This window comes from Microcoleus sp. S1D4, from assembly GCF_036700765.1.
In the GTDB taxonomy this organism is placed as follows: Bacteria; Cyanobacteriota; Cyanobacteriia; order Cyanobacteriales; family Microcoleaceae; genus Microcoleus.
This window is the reverse complement of sequence record NZ_JAUBPP010000036.1, coordinates 1-24,695: the sequence shown is the minus strand read 5'-3', so window position 1 is coordinate 24,695 and position 24,695 is coordinate 1. Positions and strand designations below refer to the sequence as shown.

19 protein-coding genes and 1 pseudogene are annotated in these 24,695 nt (G+C 44.6%); 13 read left to right on the top strand and 7 right to left on the bottom strand.

Features of this window, described 5'->3' with window-relative positions:
* Position 1: 1 nt before the first annotated feature.
* Complete coding sequence (locus QT998_RS25550; RefSeq protein ID WP_333118488.1) at positions 2-6,691, bottom strand: PAS domain S-box protein; 6,690 nt, start codon at positions 6,689-6,691, stop codon at positions 2-4.
* A gap of 534 nt (positions 6,692-7,225) precedes the next feature.
* Here QT998_RS25550 and QT998_RS25545 point away from each other — a divergent pair.
* The 7 genes and pseudogenes from QT998_RS25545 (at position 7,226) to QT998_RS25515 (ending at position 14,093) form a co-directional block, all read left to right on the top strand.
* Complete coding sequence (locus QT998_RS25545; RefSeq protein ID WP_333093233.1) at positions 7,226-7,363, top strand: hypothetical protein; 138 nt, start codon at positions 7,226-7,228, stop codon at positions 7,361-7,363.
* A 236-nt stretch (positions 7,364-7,599) separates the two neighbouring features.
* Positions 7,600-8,262, top strand: coding sequence for an isochorismate family cysteine hydrolase YcaC (gene ycaC, locus QT998_RS25540; RefSeq protein WP_333093232.1), 663 nt, complete (start codon positions 7,600-7,602; stop codon positions 8,260-8,262).
* Between the two features lie 167 nt (positions 8,263-8,429).
* Positions 8,430-10,082, top strand: coding sequence for an iron uptake porin (locus QT998_RS25535; RefSeq protein WP_333118491.1), 1,653 nt, complete (start codon positions 8,430-8,432; stop codon positions 10,080-10,082).
* Positions 10,083-10,151: 69 nt separating this feature from the next.
* Entirely contained in the window at positions 10,152-10,730 is a 579-nt protein-coding gene (locus tag QT998_RS25530) for an antibiotic biosynthesis monooxygenase (RefSeq protein ID WP_333099894.1), read from the top strand.
* A 36-nt stretch (positions 10,731-10,766) separates the two neighbouring features.
* On the top strand, positions 10,767-11,039 hold the full coding sequence (locus tag QT998_RS25525; RefSeq protein WP_333118493.1) for a UBP-type zinc finger domain-containing protein: 273 nt from the start codon (positions 10,767-10,769) through the stop codon (positions 11,037-11,039).
* Positions 11,040-11,152: 113 nt separating this feature from the next.
* Positions 11,153-12,822, top strand: a pseudogene (locus QT998_RS25520) (IS1634 family transposase).
* Positions 12,823-13,163: 341 nt separating this feature from the next.
* Positions 13,164-14,093: a DUF5996 family protein gene (locus tag QT998_RS25515; protein ID WP_333118496.1), complete on the top strand. Its 930-nt coding sequence runs from the start codon at positions 13,164-13,166 to the stop codon at positions 14,091-14,093.
* Between the two features lie 129 nt (positions 14,094-14,222).
* On the opposite strand, the gene QT998_RS25510 is transcribed toward QT998_RS25515, so the two are convergent.
* Positions 14,223-14,393 (bottom strand): hypothetical protein, encoded by a 171-nt coding sequence (locus QT998_RS25510; RefSeq protein ID WP_333118498.1) that lies wholly within the window; start codon positions 14,391-14,393, stop codon positions 14,223-14,225.
* A gap of 22 nt (positions 14,394-14,415) precedes the next feature.
* On the opposite strand from QT998_RS25510, the gene QT998_RS25505 reads away from it, so the two are divergent.
* A complete protein-coding gene (locus QT998_RS25505; protein ID WP_333118501.1) occupies positions 14,416-14,607 on the top strand; it encodes a hypothetical protein in 192 nt (63 codons plus the stop codon).
* Between the two features lie 488 nt (positions 14,608-15,095).
* On the opposite strand, the gene QT998_RS25500 is transcribed toward QT998_RS25505, so the two are convergent.
* Positions 15,096-16,769, bottom strand: coding sequence for an ATP-binding protein (locus QT998_RS25500; RefSeq protein WP_333118503.1), 1,674 nt, complete (start codon positions 16,767-16,769; stop codon positions 15,096-15,098).
* 162 nt (positions 16,770-16,931) lie between these two features.
* Here QT998_RS25500 and QT998_RS25495 point away from each other — a divergent pair, with 162 nt between their 5' ends.
* From QT998_RS25495 to QT998_RS25485, 3 genes are all read left to right on the top strand, one after another.
* A complete protein-coding gene (locus tag QT998_RS25495; RefSeq protein ID WP_333118505.1) occupies positions 16,932-17,654 on the top strand; it encodes a hypothetical protein in 723 nt (240 codons plus the stop codon).
* A gap of 427 nt (positions 17,655-18,081) precedes the next feature.
* Entirely contained in the window at positions 18,082-18,441 is a 360-nt protein-coding gene (locus QT998_RS25490) for a hypothetical protein (protein WP_333118507.1), read from the top strand.
* Between the two features lie 185 nt (positions 18,442-18,626).
* A complete protein-coding gene (locus tag QT998_RS25485; RefSeq protein WP_333118509.1) occupies positions 18,627-19,148 on the top strand; it encodes a hypothetical protein in 522 nt (173 codons plus the stop codon).
* Between the two features lie 250 nt (positions 19,149-19,398).
* On the opposite strand, the gene QT998_RS25480 is transcribed toward QT998_RS25485, so the two are convergent.
* Both QT998_RS25480 and QT998_RS25475 read right to left on the bottom strand, forming a co-directional pair.
* Complete coding sequence (locus QT998_RS25480; RefSeq protein ID WP_333118511.1) at positions 19,399-20,019, bottom strand: Uma2 family endonuclease; 621 nt, start codon at positions 20,017-20,019, stop codon at positions 19,399-19,401.
* 152 nt (positions 20,020-20,171) lie between these two features.
* Positions 20,172-20,405: a hypothetical protein gene (locus QT998_RS25475; RefSeq protein ID WP_333118513.1), complete on the bottom strand. Its 234-nt coding sequence runs from the start codon at positions 20,403-20,405 to the stop codon at positions 20,172-20,174.
* Positions 20,406-20,583: 178 nt separating this feature from the next.
* Between QT998_RS25475 and QT998_RS25470 the strand changes: the two genes are divergently transcribed.
* Together QT998_RS25470 and QT998_RS25465 are read left to right on the top strand one after the other, a co-directional pair.
* Positions 20,584-21,828 carry a hypothetical protein gene (locus QT998_RS25470; RefSeq protein WP_333118516.1) on the top strand — a complete coding sequence of 415 codons (1,245 nt, stop codon included), beginning with the start codon at positions 20,584-20,586 and terminating at the stop codon, positions 21,826-21,828.
* Positions 21,829-22,026: 198 nt separating this feature from the next.
* A complete protein-coding gene (locus QT998_RS25465; RefSeq protein WP_333118518.1) occupies positions 22,027-23,409 on the top strand; it encodes an RNA-guided endonuclease InsQ/TnpB family protein in 1,383 nt (460 codons plus the stop codon).
* Here the strand turns inward: QT998_RS25465 and QT998_RS25460 are convergent.
* On the bottom strand, positions 23,379-23,750 hold the full coding sequence (locus tag QT998_RS25460; RefSeq protein WP_333118519.1) for a hypothetical protein: 372 nt from the start codon (positions 23,748-23,750) through the stop codon (positions 23,379-23,381). The genes QT998_RS25465 and QT998_RS25460 overlap by 31 nt on opposite strands.
* A gap of 58 nt (positions 23,751-23,808) precedes the next feature.
* Entirely contained in the window at positions 23,809-24,669 is an 861-nt protein-coding gene (locus tag QT998_RS25455; protein ID WP_333118520.1) for a DUF6753 family protein, read from the bottom strand.
* Positions 24,670-24,695 lie beyond the last annotated feature (26 nt).

Genomic DNA, 24,695 nt, shown 5'->3' with positions numbered 1-24,695 from the left:
GTTACTCCCGATTGATGGTGACAATAATCTCTGTTCCTTGTCCAGGTTGACTCCTAATCGTGAGTTGTGCGCCGATACGCTCTGCCCGTTCGCTCATGCCGAGTAAGCCAAATCCCTCAGAGGATGGAATACTTCCAACTCCAAAGCCCTGTCCATTGTCTTTCACGCGCAAGCAAAACTGATCGCGATCGTATACTAGCTGGACTCGAATTTCGTCAGCATTGGCGTATCTAATCGCATTGGTCAATGCTTCCTGCCCCATTCGCAGTAGGTTACTCTCGACTTCAGTCGGTAGAGAATACACTGTACCTTCAATCTCATAATATAAAGTGGTATCCATTGCGGCAGTTCTGATTTGAGCGATGAGACGATGTAGAGCGCTCTGTAAATTGCCCTCCTCCAAAAGCTGAGGACGGAGCGCGACGACCGATCGCCGTGCTTCAGCCAGTCCAGTTCGCGCCAATTCTTTGATCAGGTCTAGGTGTGCTTGAGCTGCTTCTAAATCATCTGTTAGCACCTGGTTTGCGGCTCCTACCTGAGCGAGAATACCTGTAAATGCTTGGGCGAGTGTATCGTGAATTTCGCGTGCCATGCGGTTACGCTCTTCTAAAATCGAGGCTGCTTCTGCTTGCTTTTGCGGCGTAATATCTCGCACTAACCAAATCACCTGCTCGTGCCGAATCGGGGCAATGCGAACCGAAAACCACATTTCTCGTCCAGCTATCCAGTGGCTGTATTCAACGGTGAGGACTTGTTGGGTTCTCAGTACCTGCTGAATGCAACTCAGGAATTCATCGGCTTGTTCCTTGGTAAGGAGTTGATGCAGTGTTTTACCAATCTGCTCCTCGATTGGTCTACATGACTGATTGGGATCTCTCTCGACTGCATCGAGTACTTGCCCTTCAGCAGTTAGTACATACAACGGGTCGGGAATTGCCGTAATTAAAGTTTGCAGCTCTTTCTCTGAAGCTTGTAGAGCGGCTTCTGCTTGCTTGCGATCACTAATATCCGCAATCACCCCTTCGATGTAGTCATCGTCTGCATTCAGATAAAGAGAGAAAAGCCCCCAAAACAATGTCCCATCTCGTTTTCGCATCTGGACTTCAAAGCTTCGCACTTCTCGATCCCGCTTCAGCAACTCAATGAGGTGTTGGTGATCGCTGGGATCTGCATAATAGCCTATGACGTGTTCAAGCCCAATGATCTCCTCTGGTGAATCAAAGCCAAACAGATTGGCATGGCGTTGATTGGCATCGAGAAGTAATCCATCCGAGAAGCGGACTCGGTAGATGCCAACCTGCGAGTTTTCAAAGATATTGCGGAACTTGGCCTCACTGCGTTGTAATGCCTCTTCTGCTTGCCTACGCTGGGTGGTGTCGTTGCCCACCGATAAGATTTCAACGACATCTCCCTGATCATTGAAGATGGCTTGATTCGACCAGGCCATCCAAACTCGCCGATCGTCTCGACACAGGTTTTCACTCTCACCTTGCGGGTACAATTGAGGATTACGAAGTAAATCGTGAACAAATGGTTTGACATCACGTCCAGAGGTTTCGATGTCTGGAATGATTGTTTCAAATAAGGTTCGCCCTAAAATCTCATGTTCTTCATAGCCCAGGAGTTTCACCCCATAATCGTTGATGTATCGAATCCGTCCTTGCGTGTCATAGCGAATGATGACTGAATTCGCGGTTTGTAGCAGGTTGCGGTAATTGGCCTCACTTTGTCGTAACGCAAAAGTTCGTTCTGCGACCTGTTGCTCTAAAGTGCAGTTGTAGTCGGCTAGGAGTTTCTCGGCTTGTTTGCGCTCTGTAATGTCCTGAAAGGTAGCGATCGCATAAGTGATATTGCCTTGTCGATCAAAAACTGGTGTTCCCCGTGCCTCAATTAGAATTGTGACATGATCTCGACGAATTTCTATATCTTCAGTCCTAATGCGTTCGCCCCTTAATGCCCGCACAATAGGCAAGCTCTCCGCTGGATAGATTTGATCCGTTCCCGCTACATAAAGCTGATAAGCCTCTGAGAGCTGCTCCGGTGCTATGGAAGTATCAGTTTCTTTGCCCATGAGTTGATTGCCACATTGGTTGGCATAGTAAGGGCAACCCGTCGCATCCACGATCGCAATTCCCACCGGAATCGCTTCGAGGAACTGGGTGATCTTGCTTTCCTTAGCCTGCAGTTCTGAGTAAAGGTTGGCATTTTCGATGGCGATCGCTGCTTGAGTCGATAATAGCTGCAAGACCTGCGATCGCTCTGGTGTAAATACTCCAGTTGCTAACTGATTTTCTAAATACAATACACCGACCAGCTTGGCTTGATTTAGCAGCGGTAAACAGAAAACAGATTGAGGCTGGTTCTGTTGAATATATGGCTCATTAATAAAAGCACCTTCACGAGTCGCATCATTTAAGGTGACAGGCTTCAGAGTCCGAATCACATATTGAATGATTGATTCTGGCAATTGTTCGGCAATTGGAATAGACTGTAACACCTGAGTCGCACAAGCATTTTCATCGGCATTGAGTTCACAAGCCGCTTCGATTAACCATTTTCCTGAGTTTTCTAAAATCAGATATCCGGTTTGTGCGCCAGCATTCTCAATTAAAGTTTGCATCAGTAATCGCAGCAATTGCTTCAGTTCAATTTCACGAGAAATCGCCTGTGAAGCTTTCATCACTGCTGCTAAATCGAAAGCGGTATGGAAGGGATTAGAGATAGTTTCAGCAGTAATAGGAATTGATGTGGAAGCGGCTCTAGACGATTTAGGAAAGAACTGTGGATAGCGTTTTTCTAAGTTTTTAACTTTAGCGATCGCGCCCCAGCGATCGTAACAATAGTGCGCCTCTTTCATATAGGTTTGAGCAATTTTTGACCGACCTCGCGCCAGATAATGTTTAGCCGCTAATTCATACGCGAGTGCTTCTTCCTGGATATACTCATTTTCAGCAGCACCTGCGATCGCCCGTTCATAAAACTCTTCAGCCTCAAGAAATTGGCCTAAGACTCGCGCTTTCTCTGCCTCGACTAGATAAAATTTATGTAGATAATTTATTGGGGCATGTTCTGCCCATTTCTGCATCTTTTCTTGGTTAGTATTAACAGAGTTTAGCCAAGCTGACTTTTCAGAGTTTGTAGCATCGAGCGATAGGCTCAAAAGCGCCAGAGAATGATAGAAGCAGAATACAGGTAAAATCGTTATTGCTGTCACCTCTTCAAAATGTTGCCTTGCTAAAATAGCAATTTGTACTGCTTGATGATATTCTCCAAATAGATAACATAATATAACTTTGTATAAATGGAGTATTTTAATTGCACTTCCATCTTTAACTGCAATAGCGTGTGGTAACGCCTGCTCTTCATTACACACCCGACCAACTAAGCGGCTGGGATTCTCAGACCTATTTAGCAAATTAAGAATGGTCTGCCACAATATTGCAAGCCAATTCGAGGGGCTTTCCCGTCTGATTTGGTTGATCGCTTTGCTGTAAGTTGCTGTTTTTTGTTCTAGTTGGGTAAGTTTCTCTCCAGCAAAAAATGAGTTATGGCACACGAAATATGCAGTATAACCAGCAGATTCAAAGTCTCCGGTTTCCACCGCATTTTGATAAGCATCAACCAGAAATGTTATTGATATCCTAAGATGCACCTTCCAGTGCAGGATATGGAAACTCGAAAACATTAATGTTTTCGAGTTTCCTTTTTTGCTATGCAATCGTTCTGCCAGGCTGAGAGCCAGTTGTCCAAATTTATAACCGAGTTCAATGTCTTGAACAACTCCACATAGAACAGATCCGTAAGCAACATAACTATGTGGTGACCAGGTATTACTACCGTAGTTAACTGACAGATTTACCCTCTTACATACAATCAGTATCCACAGTGCTGGTAACGTTATAAATACAGCAGACCCCATATTCGCTAGGATTGACATAGCTGCCAGTGGTTCTGGTGCAGTCATCTCTGGTAAATTGATCAAGTCTTCGATTTCTCGTTCAGCAAGTAGTGCAGCCGTTGACTCCAATTCCCTTTGAATATCTGCCTGACTTGGATTTTCTATTAAATCTATTCCCAAGAGCTTTAACGCTTCCAATCCAGTTTTTAGTACTTCTTTCAGGTTGCCCTGTGACAAATATCCTTGAATTCTGCTATCGTAAGCCTGCACTTTGTCAACCACTGTTTTGCCACGATCAAGTACCACTTCTACCAACTGTTCCATCTCATCAAAGTGACCCTGGAGATACGCCGCTTCTGCTGCTTCTGAGTACAGCGCTAAGGTAAGGTCATACTCACTCTGCCAACTCTCTGAATTGAGGAGGTGAAACCCTGTAGTGAAATACTTAAAAGCTGCTTCATAAGCCGTTGATGCCTTTGCTTTCTGACCTGCCATTAAATTAAATCTGGCAATTTCAGTTCGTTCTGATTGAGCAGTGACTAGCTCAAGTCCTTGATTGAGATGATCGATGATTTCAAACAACCGATCGGATCGTTGCTCTGGTGAAGTTTTTTCGAGCAAATTGCGACCGATTTGGAGATGAACAACCTGTTTCTGCGATTCATCAATCAAAGCATAAGCCGCTTGCTGAACGCGATCGTGCGAAAACTTATACTCTTGAACTAACAAATCTTCGTCCAATTCAGATAGAGGTTGAATTAATCCCGCTTGTATTGCTGCTAGTAGATCCTGGAAAATTGCTTTCGGTGATTTTTCGCAAACGATCGCCAACGTTTCTAAATCAAACTCAGACCCAACACAGGCAGCTATGGAGAGAACTTGCTGTGTTGCTTCCGGCAATTTCTGCAACTGACGCAGCAGCAACTCCACCACATTATCAGTGATATCTTGAGCTTCAATCTCAGCTAGGTCCCACTGCCAGCTCAACTTTTGTGCATCGAAAGTCAACAGATGTTCGCCATACAGCATTTTCAAAAATTCACCGACAAAGAAAGGGTTGCCCTCGGTTTTACGTGACACAGCTTGGGCTAGGGCGCGAACGATATCAGGATTGTGATGTAATGTCTCAGCTATCAGTTGACTCAACGGTTCCAGGGTTAAAGGGGTCAGGATGATTTCCTGAAGTACTGCTCCCTGGTTTCGCATGCTCTCTAGCGTTAAGACCAACGGATGCGTTGGAGTCAGTTCGTTATCTCGGTAGGCTCCGATCAAAAACAGATACTGGATTTGCTCATCAAGTAAGATGAGTTCGATTAACTTCAAAGTCGCAGAATCGATCCACTGTAGATCGTCTAAGAAAATGACTAGGGGATGCTCTTTTGCACAAAACGCCCGCACAAATCTTTGAAACGTGAGATTGAAGCGATTCTGTGCCTCAGTTGCTCCAACTTCGGGTATAGGCGACTGCTTGCCAATGATTAACTCAACTTCGGGGATGACATCAATGATGATTTGTCCGTTGCTGCCCAGAGCAGTGAGCAGGCGCGATCGCCACACTTCCACCTGCTCATCCGGTTCGCTCAAGAGTTGCTGCACTAACTTTTGCAGGGCATTCACAATGGCGCTGTAGGGAATGTTGCGCCCAAATTGGTCAAATTTGCCAGAGATAAAATAGCCTTGGTTTGCTGTGATCGGTTTATGGAGTTCCTGCACCAATGCCGTTTTGCCGATGCCAGCATAACCGGAGACCAGCATCATTTCACGATGCGGTAGTAGGGTAATGTCTTTTTCTGCTCCCCCACTTCCCCATTCCCCTATTCCCTCATTCCCTGCCACTCTGTCGAAAGCCGCCAATAATGCTGCAATCTTCGCTTCTCGCCCATATAGTTTTTGAGGAATGCGGAACTGCTCGGAAACATCTTGCAGTCCCAATGGCATAGGTTCAATTAAACCCACTTCTGCCAGTTGCTGGGCACAGCGTTCTAAATCTGCTTTGATGCCCCAGGCACTTTGATAGCGATCCTCCGCATTCTTTGCCATCAGTTTCAAAATCAGATCTGAAACAGGTTGGGGAATCGTTGAGTTTAATTCATGCGGGGGAGCCGGCGGTCTGGCAATGTGGCAGTGGACTAGCTCTAGGAAATCTTTAGTGGGAAACGGTAATTGTCCCGTCAACAGTTCGTAGAAGGTTGCACCCAGTGAATAAAAGTCGGTGCGATAGTCGAGCATACGGTTCATTCGTCCGGTTTGCTCTGGCGACAAATAGGCGGGGGTTCCTTCTAGAAGATGGAGACTTTTGAATGTCGGATTGGTGCGACTGAAGCGAGTGGCAATGCCAAAATCAATGATTTTGACAACGCCAGTCCTCGGATTAAAGACAATGTTGCCAGGATTAATATCTTTATGGATGACATGGGCCGCATGGATTTTGCCTAGAGTATCAGTAATGGCGATCGCCATATTCAAAAAAACCGACAGCGGCATGGGACAGAAGTCTAATTGTTGCCGCATCCAGCATTCTAAAGACTCTCCACCAAGGTCTTCCAAAAGAATAACCAGCGTGCGCTGGTAGTCTTGCTGGCTGTATGCCTTGACTACGCCTTCAATGTTGAGAAAGCGAGTAATTTCATACTCTTGCCGATAGCGAGTTAAATCCTGAGGAGAGGGATAATCCTGCTTGAGAACTTTGGCAATCACTGCACAGTTATCTTGCTCTCTGATACCCCGATACACCAAAGAAGCTAAGCTCTCATAGATTTTGCTGTGAATAGTAACTCCAGGCAGGGTAATCATTGAACGCCCCCCGGCGAAAGACTGTCATCCGTTTCCCAAAGTATATCGCTTGCCAAACTCCAGAATATAAAGCTCCTTGTGTGGATCTTTATATCTTGACTTGTAATTGCTCAACTCAGTAGCCAATCAGACTGGTGTGAGGCAAGGGCATGGGAAATAGCCTGGAAGGCAGAGATACATTCAATATCTTCCACAGGCTACCTCGGAATCGAGAGCCGTATTGCTGAAGCGTTGAGGCAGCCAGGGTCTGTCGTCGTCGGTTCACGGCAATAGCTCGTAGTGACAACCGCTTCATCCGGGGGGCAAACAGGTCATCGCCCGCATCAAAGGTGTGGGACATCGCTACCGGATTTTGCATTCAGACATTGATGGTCGATCAGTTGTATGAATGTACTTTCGATCAAATTCGGATTCTAACTTAAGTTAGAGCTAGCCTTCTACTCCGCGATGGCATGGTTAATCTATCAATTTGTACTGTAAAAAATTTAACTTGCTATAGGCGACAGCTTGAAGGCGACCACCTATATTGAATTTATGCAAACAGTCATGGAAATGGATCGAGCAAGTAAATTGCACGGTTCCATGCTTGAAGGCATAAATATTCAAGGTGCAACTGGATTAACGCACGCTCAAGCAGCGACGTTGAAAGCATTAGGAGCAATCGCACAGTGAAGCGAATGCCCTTTGGGCACGCGACGCGAAAATCTTAACTCTGTGCTTAACTTGCGGAGCTTAAGTGATGAAATTTGGCGTTGTCTTGCAGACTCAGTTCATGGCGCGATCGCTTACGTCATCAACCCTTGAGGGTAAACAGACGTTTCACTTAAAAGCACAAGCAGAGATGTTTAGCTTTTGATTTCATTCTGCAATTCCTCATTCACCAATCGCTCCAATAGGAGAATTACCTAATGTCTACATTCAAGTACAATCGTCTAGACAAGAATAATGCTGCTGTTTTACTGGTGGATCACCAAACTGGACTGTTCTCGCTTGTGCGTGATATTGGTGCTGCCGACTTCAAAAATAATGTGTTGGCGCTAGCAAGTATAGCCAAGTTTTTCAACCTCCCTACTGTTTTGACCACTAGCTTTGAGGATGGTCCCAATGGAGTCATTATGCCTGAACTGAAGGAGAAGTTTCCCGATGCTCCTTTTATTCCGCGCCCCGGACAGATTAACGCTTGGGACAATGAGGAATTCGTTAAAGCCGTAGAAGCAACCGGTAAGAAGCAATTGATCATTGCTGGCATTGTCACTGATGTCTGTGTTACGTTTTGTGCGCTTTCGGCATTAGAGGCAGGGTATGACGTTTTTGTGGTTACTGATGCCTCTGGCACCTTCGATGAAGCCTGTCGCGATGCAGCGTGGGATCGGATGTCTCGTGCTGGAGTTCAGTTGGTCAATTGGTTTAGTGTTGTAGGTGAATTGCACCGTGACTGGCGTAACGATATTGAAGGGCTAGGTAATCTCCTTGCAGGGTTTATTCCTGACTACAAAAACCTGATGACTAGCTATGTGGCAACATCAAGTGCTGGCTCTGCCAGTCGTGAGCGCCTGATGACTCCTGTGTAACTGAGTGGGTGTTGTCATTGCCAAGTGATCAACTTCATTTGCAATATTGCAACGACACTTGATGATTTCGTGAATGGCTAGGATCGATTGCCATTGATCGATCCTAGCCAAGGTGGTTGCTGCCAAAATTACCAAGTAATCCGGTGTTTCGAGGGGATTGATTCTCAATGAAACTTCTCTATCAGTCGATTCTCTCATCGTGTCTGATCTTTGGAGGCTCTCTGATTTACCCATCCCTGGTTGAGTCTGCCATTGCCCAGGATACCTTGCAAGATCAAGTCCCCTCTGTGAATCAACTGGCTGATGTGCAACCGACCGAGATTCACCCATCCCTGGTTGAGTCTGCCATTGCCCAGGATACCTTGCAAGGTCAAGTCCCCTCTGTGAATCAACTGGCTGATGTGCAACCGACCGATTGGGCATTTGCAGCATTACAAGCCTTAGTCGATCGCTACGACTGTATGGTTGGTTATCCAAATCAACTATTTCAGGGCAATCGAGCCATTACTCGTTATGAGTTTGCTGCTGGGCTAAATGCTTGTCTAGATCGGCTAGATCAGCTACTAGCCAGTGCAACAGTAGATCTGGCGGAAAGAGAAAATCTACAAACACTACAAAGACTTCAAGCGGAATTTGCATCAGAACTCTCAACATTGCGTAGACAGGTAGATTCCTTAGAAACCCGCACAACTCGATTAGAGTCTCAGCAATTCTCCCCTACAACAAAATTGACTGGAGAGGTCGTTTTTGCTGTGAGCGGTGCATTTGGCAGTGATAGAGCTGTACCACCAGGAGAAACACCTGGTTCTAGGGGTGAGATCGGTGACACTATCATCTTTAGCGGTCGTGCGCGGTTGATCTCGGACACCAGTTTTACGGGGCAAGATTTACTGAGAATTCGATTTCAGGCTGGTAATATTCCAAACTTTAGAGCAGCCACAGGAACCAATATGGCTCGCCTAAGTTTTGATGGTAATACAGACAATCAGTTCATTCTCAATCAACTTTATTATCAATTTCCCATCGGGTCAGATACTAGGGTGACTGCGATCGCCCAGGGCACTTTGTTTGATGTGGTTGATACGATTAACCCTCTATTGGGAAGTGATGGCAGAGGTTCGATTTCCGCATTTGGGGTGCGTAGCCCTATCTATCGTGAAGAAACAGGTGGGACAGGTTTTGGTATCAACCATAACTTTAACTCAGCCATCAATTTGACACTGGTTTATCTTGCTAGTAACGCCAACAACCCGACTGCGGGATCTGGATTATTTGATGGTTCTTACTCTGCCTTAGCACAACTGACACTCAAACCCACAGAATCCTTAAGTTTGGGCTTAACCTATGCTCGTTCTTTGAATTCAATTGATATTGGTACCAGTAGTGCCATTACCAATGATCCCTTTAATGGAAACAGTACCAGCATTGTTGGGGATAGCTATAGTCTTACGGCTTCCTGGCTTGTTAACCCTGCTTTCAGATTGGGAGGATGGATAGGATATCTCCGGGCATCGGCGCAAGACCTCTCCAATGCTCCTACTGCTGAGATTTTTTACTACGCAGTTAATTTTGGATTTCCAGATTTGGGTAAGGAAGGAAACTTATTAGGCTTTGTTTTTGGACAACCGCCTAGAGTGATCAGCAATCAGTTTGGAGTAAGCGATCGTAGCACCTCATTGCACTTTGAAACTTTCTACCGGTTTCAAATGAACGACCATCTCTCAATCACTCCTGGTGTAATCGTCATTACCAACCCTGAACACAACAGCAATAATGACACGATTTTTGTTGGCATTATTCGGACGACGTTTCAGTTTTAGAGTCTATACAGGCACGGTAAGAGCTGTTTTTCTGTTTTAACCATCCAATTTCCCGGACTGTTAAATTCTATGTTGGAAGAACCATTGGCGAGCAATACCAGTCAAGAAAACTATCTAGTCACCGCCGTGATTTCTCATATCGTGAGACCAGGACGTGAACAAGGTTATGAGGAATGGTTGCACGGAATTGCGACGGCTGCTCACCAATTTAAGGGACACTTAGGAGTCAGCGTGATCCGACCCTGTGACCACACTCATCCTGAATATGTGGCAATTCTCAGATTTGATCATTACGACAACCTCAAAACCTGGCTGGAATCCAGTGTGCGGCAGGAATGGCTGGAGCGGTTGCAGCCCTTGATTGAAAAGCCTGAAACCATTCAAACTCTAACGGGTCTGGAAACCTGGTTTACGCTTCCTAACAAACCCATGAAGGCTCCACCTCCGCGCTACAAAATGGCGATCGTGACATGGCTGGGAGTATTTTTTACGATATCTATTCTCAACCGTTTGCTAGTACCGCTCCTGGTTGGGCTTCCGGTATTGCTCAGAACCTTGTTGGTTACAGGTCTAACGGTTGCCCTGCTGACCTACGTGATTATGCCGCGCCTCACTCAACTCTTTCGCAAATGGCTGTATCCCATTTGAGCAAGTACATATCTTGCACATTCACAGGAATCTTCCATGTCTTGTCAACACCTGAACGAACTGACGCTGGAGAATATGATTTCAAAAGCCAATTACCCGGTATTCCGCTGTGAGGAATGCATGCGAGTTGGCGATCCCTGGGTTCACTTGAGAATTTGTCAAACCTGCGGCAAAATGCTGTGCTGCGACTCGTCTAAAAATCAACACGCTCGCCGCCATTACGAAGAAAGTGGACATGCGGTGATTAGTTCAGCCGAATTGGGAGAACAATGGCTGTGGTGTTTTACCCCACATTCCGCAGGTCTTTAAATAGAATTGATGGTTATAAAATTGAAAAATTCAAGCCTGAAGTGATTATCCAGTAATCTCTTCAGGCTTTTTTGAGATACAATGAACGAATGAGGAGCCAAGAGGAAAAAACCATGAATGAGCATCAAGAAGCCATAAAAGTCCTAAATTTAGACCATCTAGGAATAGTAGCAGGCATAATAGACGAGATGGAATTAGTAGAAGAAGTCAATAAAATAGTAGGAATAACAACCCAAGAAATGCTCAGCCCAGGACAAGTCATGAAAGCAATGATTTTGAATGGACTAGGATTTTTAAGCGCCCCATTATACATATTCGAGGAATTTTTCGTAGGCAAAGCAACATCACATCTAATCTAATAGGAAAGGAAATACTACCGGAACATCTAAACGACGATAGACTAGGAAGAGCACTCGACAAATATTACCAAGTAGGAACCACAAAACTCTTCACAACAATCGCCATAAAAGCCGCCCATAAATTCCCAGTAAAAATGAACAGCATCCATTTAGATGGAAGTTCAATGTATGTACAAGGAGAATATAAAACCCAAGTTGAAAACAGCGACCAAACAGAAAAAGAACCCGGATCAGAAACATCAGAAATGAAACCAATAGAAATAGTTCACGGATACTCGAGAGACCATCGACCCGACCTGAAACAATTTATCATAGACATGATTGTAACAGGAGACGGAGACATACCACTATATCTAAAAATAGATTCAGGAAACATCGACGATAAAAGCGTATTCGTATCAAGACTAAAAGAATTCAAAAAACAGTGGACATTTGAAGGAATCTGCGTAGCAGACAGCGCCTTATACACCAGGGAAAACCTATCAGCAATGACAGGAATCAAATGGATAACAAGAGTCCCATTAAGCATAAAATCAGCCCAAGAGCAAATCGTAGACATCCAAGAAAGCGAATGGCAATCAAGCTCAAAAAAAGGATATAAGATAGCCGAAAGAGGTAGCGAATATGGAAACATCAAACAAAGATGGTTAGTCATAGAAAGTGAACTCAGGAAACAAGCAAGCATCAAACAAATAGACAAACAAGTAAACAAACAACAATCAAGCGCCCAAGCCGCCCTACGCAAGCTTTCCCGGCAAAAATTCGCCTGTGTTGCCGACGCAGAAACCGCAATAAAAAATCTATCAGACACATGGAAATATCACCAGATTACCGAAATTAAATGTCAAAAAAAAAGCCATAAAAAACCAAAAGCACCCACCAAAAAAGCTAGTAATATAGACACAATAGCCTATCAAATAATCGGTAAAATAGAAACCAGACCCGAAATAATATCCGCCGAAAAAATCAAAGCAGGGAGATTTATACTGGCAACAAACATCTTAGATAAAAACGAAATAACCAACCAGCAAATATTAGAAGAATACAAAGAGCAACAAAGTAACGAAAGAGGATTTAGATTTTTAAAAGACCCATTATTTTTCACATCAAGCGTCTTCGTGAAAAAACCCGAGAGAGTAGAAGCAATTGCCATGATAATGGGAGTATGTTTATTAGTATATAATATCGCCCAAAGAAAGTTGAGACAAGAATTAGAATCAGCCAATGCCAGCATCAGAAACCAGGTCAAGAAATTGACAAATAAACCGACAATGCGGTGGGTATTTCAGATGTTTAAAGCCGTACATTTAGTCAACCTAAATGGAGCCGAACAAATAAGCAACTTAACAAAGGAACGTCGGGAGATATTAAATTATTTAGGAAAGGTTTGCGGTCAATATTATTTAATAGTTGAAGATGGGTAACTCGGAAAACAAACCGGAGAATATTGTTAAATAAATTCAAAGTGTTGGCAACAGAACACTCATGTTGCCGGAATTGTGATGTCTGATTTAGGGAGAATGGGTTCAGATATTGCCGAAGAAATATATTAGGAAATATCTGTGAATTCCAATTTCTTATATTTCGCCAAAATCGCAAAATAATGATACTAAAATTAGAAAAGGTAGGCACAGATAATTTTCCTACGCTGAAGGTATGAAAATCCTTAGTCATCAAAGCCAGAACTGCGGAATGTGGGTTTTACCGACGAACAACAGAAGAACTATTGATCACGCGCCCCTTTTCTACTCGCGAGGAAATCATGATGTCAAATCAGCCTGCCCTAACAGATATTTGGCCGAGTTTACCCCTGGACGCATGGCAAGAGACCTATGCCACCTTGCACATGTGGACTCAAATCATCGGCAAAATCCGATTTGCCCAAACTCCGTGGATTAATCATTCCTGGCATATTCCCCTCTATCTAACCGTTCGGGGACTGACCACTTCCACGATTCCCTATGGCAGCCGCATCTTTCAAATCGACTTTGATTTCATTGATCATGAGTTGCTGATTCAAACCAGCGAAGGGGCAAGACGGGCGATCGCCCTCTACCCTCGCTCGGTCGCTGATTTTTATCAAACCGTGATGGAAACGCTCAGAGCATTGGATATTCACATCACAATTAACACTAAACCAAATGAAGTCCCCAATCCAATTCGATTTGAGCAGGATGAAACCCATGCTACTTATGATGCGGATTATGCCAATCGATGCTGGCGAGTGCTGCTACAGTCCGATCGCGTCTTTCGAGAATTTCGCTCCCATTTTTCCGGCAAGGTTAGTCCGGTTCATTTTTTCTGGGGGAGTTTTGATTTAGCAGTGACTCGCTTTTCGGGGCGATCGGCTCCTGAGCATCCGGGAGGGGTGCCAAATCTACCGGATGCAGTGGCGCAGGAAGCCTATTCCCAGGAAGTCAGTAGTGCCGGATTTTGGCCCGGAGCCGGATTATCATACCCAGCGTTTTATTCCTATGCGTACCCAGAACCCGATGGGTTTAAGCAGGCTGAGGTTCGTCCTGATGCTGCATTTTACAATAAAGAGTTGGGTGAATTTATTTTGCCCTATGATGCTGTCCGTGAGGCAGAATCACCGGATCAGACGTTGTTAGAGTTCTTACAAAGCACCTATGAAGCTGCAGCCAGGTTAGGCAACTGGAATCAAAAGGAACTTCAGCAGTTGACGTTTAAGTAGCAACTGCATTCCTAAATTGGCGTTTAACTGGCAGATATTAAGTGGTGAAATGTAGGACAATTTCGCAGACTGGTTTATTGGACGCTTAAACCTTGCTCGTGAAGGTCAATTCCGATGAACCTATGGTAATTACTCCAATTTTGGGAACCTGTCAGAGCATACTGGCGCGATCGCTCCCCTGAGAGTGCAGATAAACTCAAATTTCTCCTCACCCTGGTGGAAGGAACTCGTTGGCAATACACCAATGGTGTTCAAAATCTGGTAGCCATCAGCCTCAACACCTTCCTCAATACTGGACATTTCGCCCTGGAAGAGTGTGGAGATGCGATCGCCACACTTCCATCTGTTCGTCTGGTTCTCCCAAGAGTTGCTGCACCAATTTTTGCAGTGCATCGATGATCGCGCTCTAGGGGATATTGCGCCGGAATTGGTCAAATTTACCCCAGATGAAACCCACATTCCGCACCCCAACTGTCACATGGGGTGCGGGCGGGCAGTAAATTCCGTGGGATAGTCTAGCGCGAACCGCTCGATACAGTATAAATACTTAAAAATCGATCTGCCAGACAAAAGAACTTGTTTATTTGGCTTTGTATTAAACAATACTCCGGACAGTTTTTGGAACGATACTACAAGCTTACGCGGGGCAAGGAGCATAAAAAAGTCGAATTAAATGTAAGTCAGGGGTGGAGCTGACATTGATTTAATTATCCACAGTGGCTCAAAGTCTTAGAGCCTAATACCAATTCACTATGAAGCTGCATTTAATATAACGCTAAGGATATAGTTCCAACCAGAAAGACATCAGCCTCATTTAGTGTATCTTCATAGTGAATTGGTATAAGCCATTGGGTCATATAAAAACTGTCCGGACTATTGCTTATAAACTCAATGAAGTTTTACAATACTTCTCTTGTTTGCACCGCACCATCTAATGCGGCAGAAATCTTGGAATTGATTTTCGATGCCAATAAAACCCTGCTATTGCTGTTGATCGTACACTCAAGTTTTCTCGTAAGCAGGTGCCCGATACTCGAATAATTCTTGCTCTGCCGCCGCAAATTTAGACTGATCGCCCCCAGAAGCAGGCCGAGCAAAGGACGCTTTATTCCGAATCCCCTGGATATCTTCAGAAGAACGCTCAAACGACAGCACAAACTGAGTTCTCTGATAACGCAGATCGGCCAATTCAATTTTACCAGGTCGTCCTTCACAATAAGCTCGTTCAGCACAGCGTTTAACTGCGAGCGCAATTTCAGCACTCGTTGCTCCCGCATAATCAGATAGTAGCGAATACCACTGCCTGTCGCTCCAAAGATTCTCTTTTCCTTCCCCAAACTGCTCTGGGAAATACTTAGCTAAGTGCAAATTGAAAATCTCATAGCGAGCGCCGCTGTGTGGCAAATCCACAAACCAGATTCCGCCGTCGTCAAATCTGCGAATAAGTTCAGCCGGCAGCATTTCTAAGCGGTTAACAGTAGCTAACATTAACACGGGGCTCTCATGTTCCTGCATCCAGGTGAGCAATTTCTGCGACAGCCGTCTAGCTACACCGCCATCAGCATTTGATTCCCAGCCAGAAAAACCCTTGTCAAAATCGTCAAAGAACAGCACGCAGCCGCCCAAATTATCGGCTGTATCCAGCATTTTGTTGAGAGCGCGGTCGGGATTAGAGGAACCTAGAATATTGCCCCAACTTGCTGCTAAAAGCGCATAACCTAGCTTCTTAGCAGCTAGCTTCGCACTCAAACTTTTGCCCGTCCCCGGCGGCCCCCACAGCAGCATTCCTTTGGGAGGTCTGAGGTGGTATTTCTTGGCATCAGCTTCTGACAGCTTTACGACTTCGCTCAAATAAGCGTCTAATAAATCTAAACCGCCAGCATGAGGCACGTCTGGAGAAGCAATGAACTCCAACCCCTGGTCTCGAAGTTGCGATATTTTATGCTCCAATACCAACTGTGCGATTTGGACAACTGAAGCAGTCATAGAGAGCGATCGATCTAACACTAATTCAATTTCAGCAGTTGGCAGCCCTAGACTAGAAACAGCCAGTCGTTTTTTAGCAGCTACCGCATCTGAACCAAAATCAAGGGAACAATTGCGATCGCAAAAATTATCTACAAGAACTTCGACTTCAAAACGATCGGGTAACGGACATTTGAGTAGAGGAATTAATGGACTTAGCTTTGATGGCAGTTGGATGTACTCACCCAGCAGTACCCAATATTGGTTGGCCCAACGCCCTTTCAGCTCAAAGAATGCGTTAGCCAATTGAGAATAACGGCGGACAAGAGGCTGTTCGGTACTGTCTGACTCCAAAATGTCCTCTAACAAAAAGATACCGGGGCAGTCATTTTCCAGCATAAATTGCAGGACATCACTCTCGACAGATAGCTCAGTTTTACATAAGACGCATTCACTATTATACATCTCCGAAATATCGGAAATGCTTGCCATATCTGAATGACAACCTAAATTCGGGAGATTTTTATCCAAACACCGCACCTGTTGAAGAGTTGCATAGCCAGGATTCCAATAATAAACAGGTAAACAACACTCACTGGCGTACTGATGAAATGATGACAATATTTTTTGGCGATCTGCACTGTAATATTCGAGGGCAAATATTGGAGTTTGAGTCGCTCTTAAATTAGACCAAACAGTGAAAAATTTCATGAGGTTATACATCTAAATAGAGGATATTTAACATAAAAATTTAACTAACATAATTAAAATTTAGCTTCCTGCTAATGAGCGAAATACTCCCCCTCTACTGGAGGGGGTAATTGTGCCTAACGGCACTCATTAATTGATGTTATGCAAGTTAAATTGTCAATCATGGTCACAAGTAAAAAGCAAACCGCAGCCACTCCCACTCGCTCTCAGTCACCAGTGCCTGCTAAATCTAAACCGTCTGAAAAGCAGAACAGTCAAACAGTCGGCAGTAACAATGGAGCCAAATCAAAACCTCAACCTAACCTCAGCTCCGAGCAACTTGCTGGCGAGCTAGTCAAACAGATTCGCAATACAATTCATAAGAAGTACGGCGTGACAATTCAGCGTCGCGATAGCCGTATTTCGACAAAGGTTGGCCACGCAGTTCGCGAAAAACTGGGATTGGATATTCAAGCTCAGTTGAATAAGCGCAACGGTAATGGCAATGGTAAAAAGTTCGACTGGCAAGAGTGGAACAATACTGTGTTTCCCAAGCTAGTTGGCCGGCCCGATGAACTCAAGTATGATGTCGAAGTTGTTGCCTTAGCGATGAGCCACCTTTACGATACAATTGCTGACAACCCGCAAGCTGCCATTGCCGATTTAATGGAGTTCAATGCTCAAAGCTTAAAGCGTCGCAACGAGTTAGCTAAATCCTCAGAAGAAGATACTGAAGAACTCGATGACGACGAGTTCGATGATGAAGATGATGAAATTGATGACATACTCGATGAAATTGATGAGGATGACGAAGACTCCGAAGGCGATGAGGATGAGGATGATGACGATGAGGAGGATGATTTTAGTTTAGACGAAGACGAAGAATTTGAGGAAGACGACGAATAATTGCTAAAGTTTGATTAGAAAGCTCTGCTGAAAAAGCAGAGCATTTTTTTGCCTCTATCGAGGCCTTTTCCACGAATCGCGATTCATTTAATAAGGGGAGGGGGAGGGGGAAGGGGAAGGAACGGAAAGGGTAGAAAAACTTGGGAGAAGGGTAGAAAAACTTTAGTAAAATCGCGTTATTACTAAAAAAATTATCCTTCCCCTTCCCCTTCCCCTTCTCCTTCATTTCAGGGTAATGATTGTCGCCACCGTCCGAATCAGGACGCTCTGGGAAGCAGACCCAACAAATTCACAATCAAGGAAACTTTGACCTTGGTTGTGAATTTAATTTTACCCACTCACCCACCCACTAAATTTTTTGAATTAATTGTAATTAGCAGACTGCCGTCGCTTTAGTTGTGAAAAAAAACACGCTTGAGGGTTAATCATGGCTAATCGCAAATCCGCTCCAACTCCGATGCAAAAGCTATTTGCAGAAACTCTTGAAGAACAGCGCTTCGAGATGTTTTTGCACGTTGCCCGCGAGTTAACGGGACGTGCCAAACAACGACAGTTGCAGAAAGGTAAAGCTCTTGACTGGGAAGCGTTCAATACTTGGTTTAACAAGCAATATGAAGGCTACTCGGCTGACGAGATTCTTGAAGAAATCTTGAGCAACGTTTACTGGCTTTCATCTGAGCAAGCAGTGATTGACTTGCACTTCCGTTATATCGAATCGGCAGTCAAAGCTTCTCATAAGAAAAAGGCAACTGACGATAATGAAGAGATTGATGATTTTGTCAAGTAATCAATGACGACCCCCGATAAAGGGGATAAAATCCTGCTCCAAGCAGGATTTGTTTTGCCCGCCCACCCACCGCACCAGTTCCGTTTGCGATACTTGCGCTCGCATTCTCAGAAGGCTTTAGTAAGGTTTTGATATTAAACGCGAGCGCGTTTGAGAGATGTTCCACTTGCAAATAAATTATAATCATGTACGAACATATTCAGCATTTTCTCACCCTCACAATTGAAACTGTGGTAATTTTTGGTTACGGTGGCTTAATTGTTCACTATATCGCTACGCTGTTAGCATCGAAGCGAATGAATCCTTCTGAAAAACTCTCAGCAGAACTTGCCCCAGATTTTGTGCCTCTTCTCAATGAAATTGCTTCCTTTCCTGCTGTTACCGAATCGGCAGCAACTCCAGAACCCACAGAAGAACAGCGCCTCACCTCTTCGCTACAACTTAAAGCCGAATTTGCTTCTAATATTCAACTCGATACCGACACATTTAATCTACCCTTCATTCAAGTCGATAGCCTGAGTCTCCGACAATGCCGCACCGTTATTCGAGCGCTCAATTCCACTCTCCCACGAAGTGAGCATATTCGCCTGAAACTCAACAAAAAAGATGTGCCAGCAGATTCGTTAAAATTTCAAATCCAGAAGCATTTTGAGCATCGACCGCAGCAAGTTGTCTCCCTAATTGAGCAAATTTTGAAAGCTAGTTAAAATGGTCGGAGAATCAACGACTAAATTAGTGTTTTTTTTCAAAAAAACTTCTGGTAACGAGTTGATAGAAAGTTTTTTTGAGTGAACCCTGTCTTTCCATATCTGGCGATTAGTTACTTTTTTCACCATTGCCAAAGGGAATCAGACCCCTGCCAATCTGTTCTATCAAATCGTTGAGACTCAATCCCAGTTCAATGGCGATCACACCGCACGAATTTCCTCCATCCTACCGACGTTACCTGGATATAAGCTACATAGCAGCATATCTGCCGGCAGCGAAGATTTTTTGTGCGGTTAATTGCAAGTCGGGAAAGATTGAGGAAATAAGCCGATCGTCATTTTGAAACAACTGTTTTTGATACTCGTCTTCTCGCAGCGTACAAATAGTAACTGTCGGTTGTTTGGGTTTGCCAATATATTCTCTGCCACCAATGCCCAGATAGTCAACAATCCAATACTCAGGCACTCCTAGTATGGCGTAATCTTCAACTTTGCGAGCGTAATCGTTCTGCCAGTTGGTACTAACAACTTCAGCAATCAGTTTAATAGAAGAACCTGATGTAATTACAGGTTCTTGGTGCCATAAAGGTTCATTAATTAGTCGAATTTGGTCTAATACAAGCACATCGGGGCGAAAGGCTGTTGCTGTTCCTAATAGTTTGATGAGACAGCGAGGGGGGATAAGGTAGGGTAGATCCAGGCGGTCAATTTCTACATTCAGTTTTCGTCCCAGAAAACCGGATACTTGTTCGTGCGGCCCTGTTGGTTCCATTTCGGTTAATTCACCATCAATCAGTTCGTAGCAATCGCTGTCGCCGTAGTTAGTAATAAATTCATCAACAGTTATAAGTTTTGGAGGTGATTGAACCATTATATTTTTTTCTGATACATTTATACGGCACAAAACCGTAATTTTTAATAAGTTTTTACAGATAAAAAACCCGTCATTACTATCAATAAAACTTCTAGTAACGAGTTGATAGAAAGTTTTTTTTATCTAACCTCCCTTTCCATATCTGGCAATTAGTTACTTTTTTCACCCGTGTCAAGGGGAATCAGACCCCTGCCAATCTGTTCTATCAACTCGTTGAGACTCAATCCGCGTTCCATGGCGAGCGCGCGAATTCCTTCCCATCCTACCGATGTTACCTGAATATTTCTTTGCTTCTTGGGTTCTTCATAGCGGGGTTGTCCCCCAGAGCGGTTGAGGTTGGCTAGTGAGTTGGGATGGGGGTGAATTCCTTTCCTGGGTGACATAGCGTCGATAGCATTTCCTTTTTTTAACTATTTTCGCATTTTCTGGAGGATTCTCGACGATAACTATGTTAGTGTTGAATAGTTCAAGGAAATTTCTGCCCGCGCTTCGCCGCTTGCGGAGCACAGGAGTCAGCGCGGGCGAGCCTTGCATTCAACAAACTCGCCAGGAATGCGTCAAATGCAATCAGAAGCAGACGATTGGGAGCCGCAAGCGTTAATTGTTTTGCCGGGGGGTATTGGAGGGTGTACCTCTTGTGCTGCGAAACAACTGCGAATCGACCCCGAATTTCAATCTCTCATTCCTCCCCTGAGTAAAGACGAAAAAGCTGCCCTGCAAGCGAGCATTCTGGAGGAAGGATGCCGCGACCCGTTAGTAGTCTGGGCCGAGGAAAAGCTTCTCATCGACGGCCACAACAGGTTCGCCATCTGTACCGCGCACGGCATACCATACAAAATTGTAGAGATGTCTTTTGAGGGCCGGAATGCAGTCAAGGTCTGGACGATCGCCAACCAACTGGGACGGCGCAGCTTGACGCCAGAATCCGTTAGCTACCTGCGCGGCACCTGGTACGAGCTGACCAAGGAATCTCACGGGGGCAAGCGTTCGGCAAACTGTCATTTTGACAGTTTGACAGACAAAATATCGCCAGATAGAGCAAGCTGTCAAAATGGCAGCTTGACAGACAAAACAATGCCAGATGAGGCAAGCTGTCAAAATGACCACTTGATAGACAAAACAATGCCAGAAGGAGCAAGCTGTCAAAATGTCAGCTTGACAGACAAAACAGCACGAGAGTTGGGAGAACGGTTCAAAGCTTCCCCCAGAACGATTTACCGGGATGCCAAGTTTACTCGAGCTGTGGATGCTCTTAGTTCTATTGGAGGAGAAGATGTGAAGTGGAAGATTCTTAACCGCTCTGCTGGGCTGACAAAGAAGGAAGTTCTTGCTTTGGCCAATGATGCTCGCAGTCGTCCGGCTCAAGTTGCCAAAACTTTACAGGGGCGATGCCGGAAAGTGAAACCTGAAAAGCAACCTGCCATCGCTCACCACCTAACGCTCAAAATTGGTTCGTTAGTAGAAGTGTACGCGCCAGATCGCGAAGATGTTAACGGCAGGTTAGGCCGCATTCAGTCAGTGGGCGAGAAAACGGCCACTGTGTGGATGCGACACATCCCCACCGTTACTATGCAGTCATACACCTTCAAGCACTCGGCTCTCACTGCTGTACCGCTAGACAATCAACCCGGACTTCAAGAAATTTGCGATCGCACTGACCGACTTCACAAATTAGGAAATCTAGATCCGTTTGAAGTCGAAATTCTGAACTTGTTAGAAAGAACAACGGCTCTTACTCCCACCGAATTGCAGTATTTAGAACAGATTGAGAACACACACTATATCGCTTCGATTAGTGTGGGATGAGAGGCGCGTGAATCGAGGATTCCACATTTTCATGTCCTCGCCAGCATAGCGGGCGAGCAATGAAGGTGTGGATGACGAGATGAACAAATCTTTATTTGCCCACATCGTTACTTGACATAATTATTAAATTACTGCTTGACACAATATAGTTTTTTCTGGTATTTTTATTCTCAGCAAATGCGTAAAGGTCGTAGCGCAATGAAAGTAACATATCAGTATCAGTTCTATCCCAACACCATTCAAAAGTTAAGCCTAAATCATTGGTTGAGAATTTGTCGCTATTGGTACAACAGGCAGCTAGGCGATCGATTTGATTGGTGGGAGAGTAACCGGACTGCTATAAATGCTTGCCCATTAGTTGCTAGCATCTCTACGCCTCGTGAAAAGCCTAACTACTATTCCCAAAAACAACAATTACCAGTCATCAAAAAAGACCTAGTAAAAGTCTTCCACAGTGGCGAGCTATTGGACTTCAAGCAGGTAGATTCAACTATTCTGCAAGATGTTTCTAAGCGAGTAGATAAAGCCTTTGAGCGGTTTATCGTAGGGGACAGTAAAGGCGGGCGATCGGGTAAGCCCCGATTCAAGACTGAAGCGGATTACCGGACGATGACTTTTTCTACGGCTAATAACGACTGGATTAAGCTGGTTCGCAAGAATTGGTTTTATATCCGATTGCCGAAGTTGGGTGTCATAAAAGTTCGGATGCACCGCAGGGTCCCCGATGGATTCATTATTAAGCAAATTAGTGTAACTAGAAAGGCTGACGGTTGGTTCATCCAGATAATGCTTGAAGACGCTTCAGTACCCCAGTTTATTCCTGATAAAGTTACCCCAAACTGGGATAACTCAATTGGGTTGGATGCGGTGCTACATGAAGATGTCTATTTAGCAACATCGTCAGGGGAAAAGCTACCTTCGTTGAAACCGCTTCGCAAAAACCAAGCTAGGTTAGACCAGATATCAAGGAAGCGGAACAAACGGAAGCGCGGTTCTAAAGCCCGACGGAAATTAGCCAAAAAAGAAGCGAGACAGCACCAAAAAATAGCGCGTTGTCGCCAAGATTTCCACTACAAAACAGCTCACAGACTTGTCAGGTCTGGAGCTAAATTCTTTTTTCATGAGGACTTAAACTTAAAAGGCTTAACGAAACGGAATAAAGTTAAGCAAGATAATGAGGGTACTTACCTCCCAAACGGTCAATCAGCTAAATCAGGACTAAATAAGTCTTGGCTGGATGCTGCGTTCGGTCAGTTTTTTAAGACGCTGGAATACATAGCCGAAAAAGCTGGATCAGTCGTCGTTCCGCAAAAACCTGCTTATACCTCAATGGTTCTGTGCTATCGGAATGAAATTGTTTTCACCGATTGCGGTATGCGAAGCTATTGGGATGAGCAACATTCTTTAATGGTCGATCGCGATGTTAACGCCGCGATTAATTTAAAGAGACTTGGGTTGGGCATTTTCCCAAGGAGAAAACGCCGTAGCGGGAATCTTTCTATAGTAGGAACTATAGATGATAGTACCGCGAAGGAAATTTTGCACACCCTTCATCGGGCTGCAAAGATGCCCACGTCATAGCTGTACTCAGCTTGACGTGGGAGTATGTCACTTGATTCACTTGACAGTTCAAACACAGATTCAATCAATTTTTGTTGAGCTGCTAATTGTTGCAGTGAATAACAAGCTATTGCTCGCACTCGCTCAGGAGACTTGCTAGCATTTTTGGCAGCAAACGGTCCCCAGAAAGCACTCAGTACAATCTTAATCTGTTCCGATATTGGGTATGTTTGACTCAAACAGTAATCCCAAACCATCTCATCGAATGGGTCATTTAGTGCAACTAAAACACCCGATATTTGCGACTGCACTTGCTTCTGATTTTGGTCAGATAACGGCTGATTGTTCAAATTAGCCATCATAGATTTCTCCTGTTAAGGTAACTTATTTACATCCCATTCTCGATTTTAGTATTTGCCCTCAAGGAACAAACTTTCGTTCTTGAGGGGAGCGAATCCACAAAGTACAAAATCCTTTTTGTGCAGGTTTACCCTCTACTGTCAGCGTCACCCCCAATCGATTTATCTCAGTTTCACACAATTTTTTGTCACCTTTCTCGCTCAACAAAGCTTGATTCCAGCTCATAAGTTGGCGAGCATATTTCCCTTCATTGCTGGTTGCCCACTGAATTGTATCCGCGTTCTTGCGAGCAAACTGACCCTCTTTGCTCAGCCCCCATTCGAGCGCTACGGCTTGTTCTAAAGTGAGCTGGCGCGGCCCTTTTGGGTCGAGTTCAGGCGCTGGAATGAACCGGGGCAGCGCTAACCCGATAAACGCGCCAATCGCCATTGCCCCTAACACCACCCCGCTCCCAAAAATCACCGACCAAATATCGTGAGCAACTTTCTCTAAAGCTGCTTGTCGCACTAGGGTGTAAACTGAGTTAGAAATGTGGCGATGTTGCACCTTAACAGCCGCTTTTCCCTGCCGTTCTAAAAACTCCCTGCTTTCTTTTTCCCAATTTTCAGTAAGCTGGCGAACTTGTTCCAGTTCTTGAGAAATAACAGCTTGAGAATCTTTCAAATCACCTTGCCATTGAGATTGCCAATTCTTGAAAAACTGGTCAATCTCTTGTGGTTTTTTTTCTAACAGCAGTTCGAGTTGACCTGTAGCCAGCAATACGATAAAAAGTGGGTCATTTTTATTGAGACCGTATCGGTAAGCTGTCTGAATGACGTGAGAGCGAAATTTGGAGTCTTTGCTCTTGAGTACCTGGCTGATTAGTGACTCAGTAAGCTGAGACGCAGCTAGATTGTATAATATAAAAAAATAAGCAATCATTAGTTATAGTGTATGCCAGCCAAAAA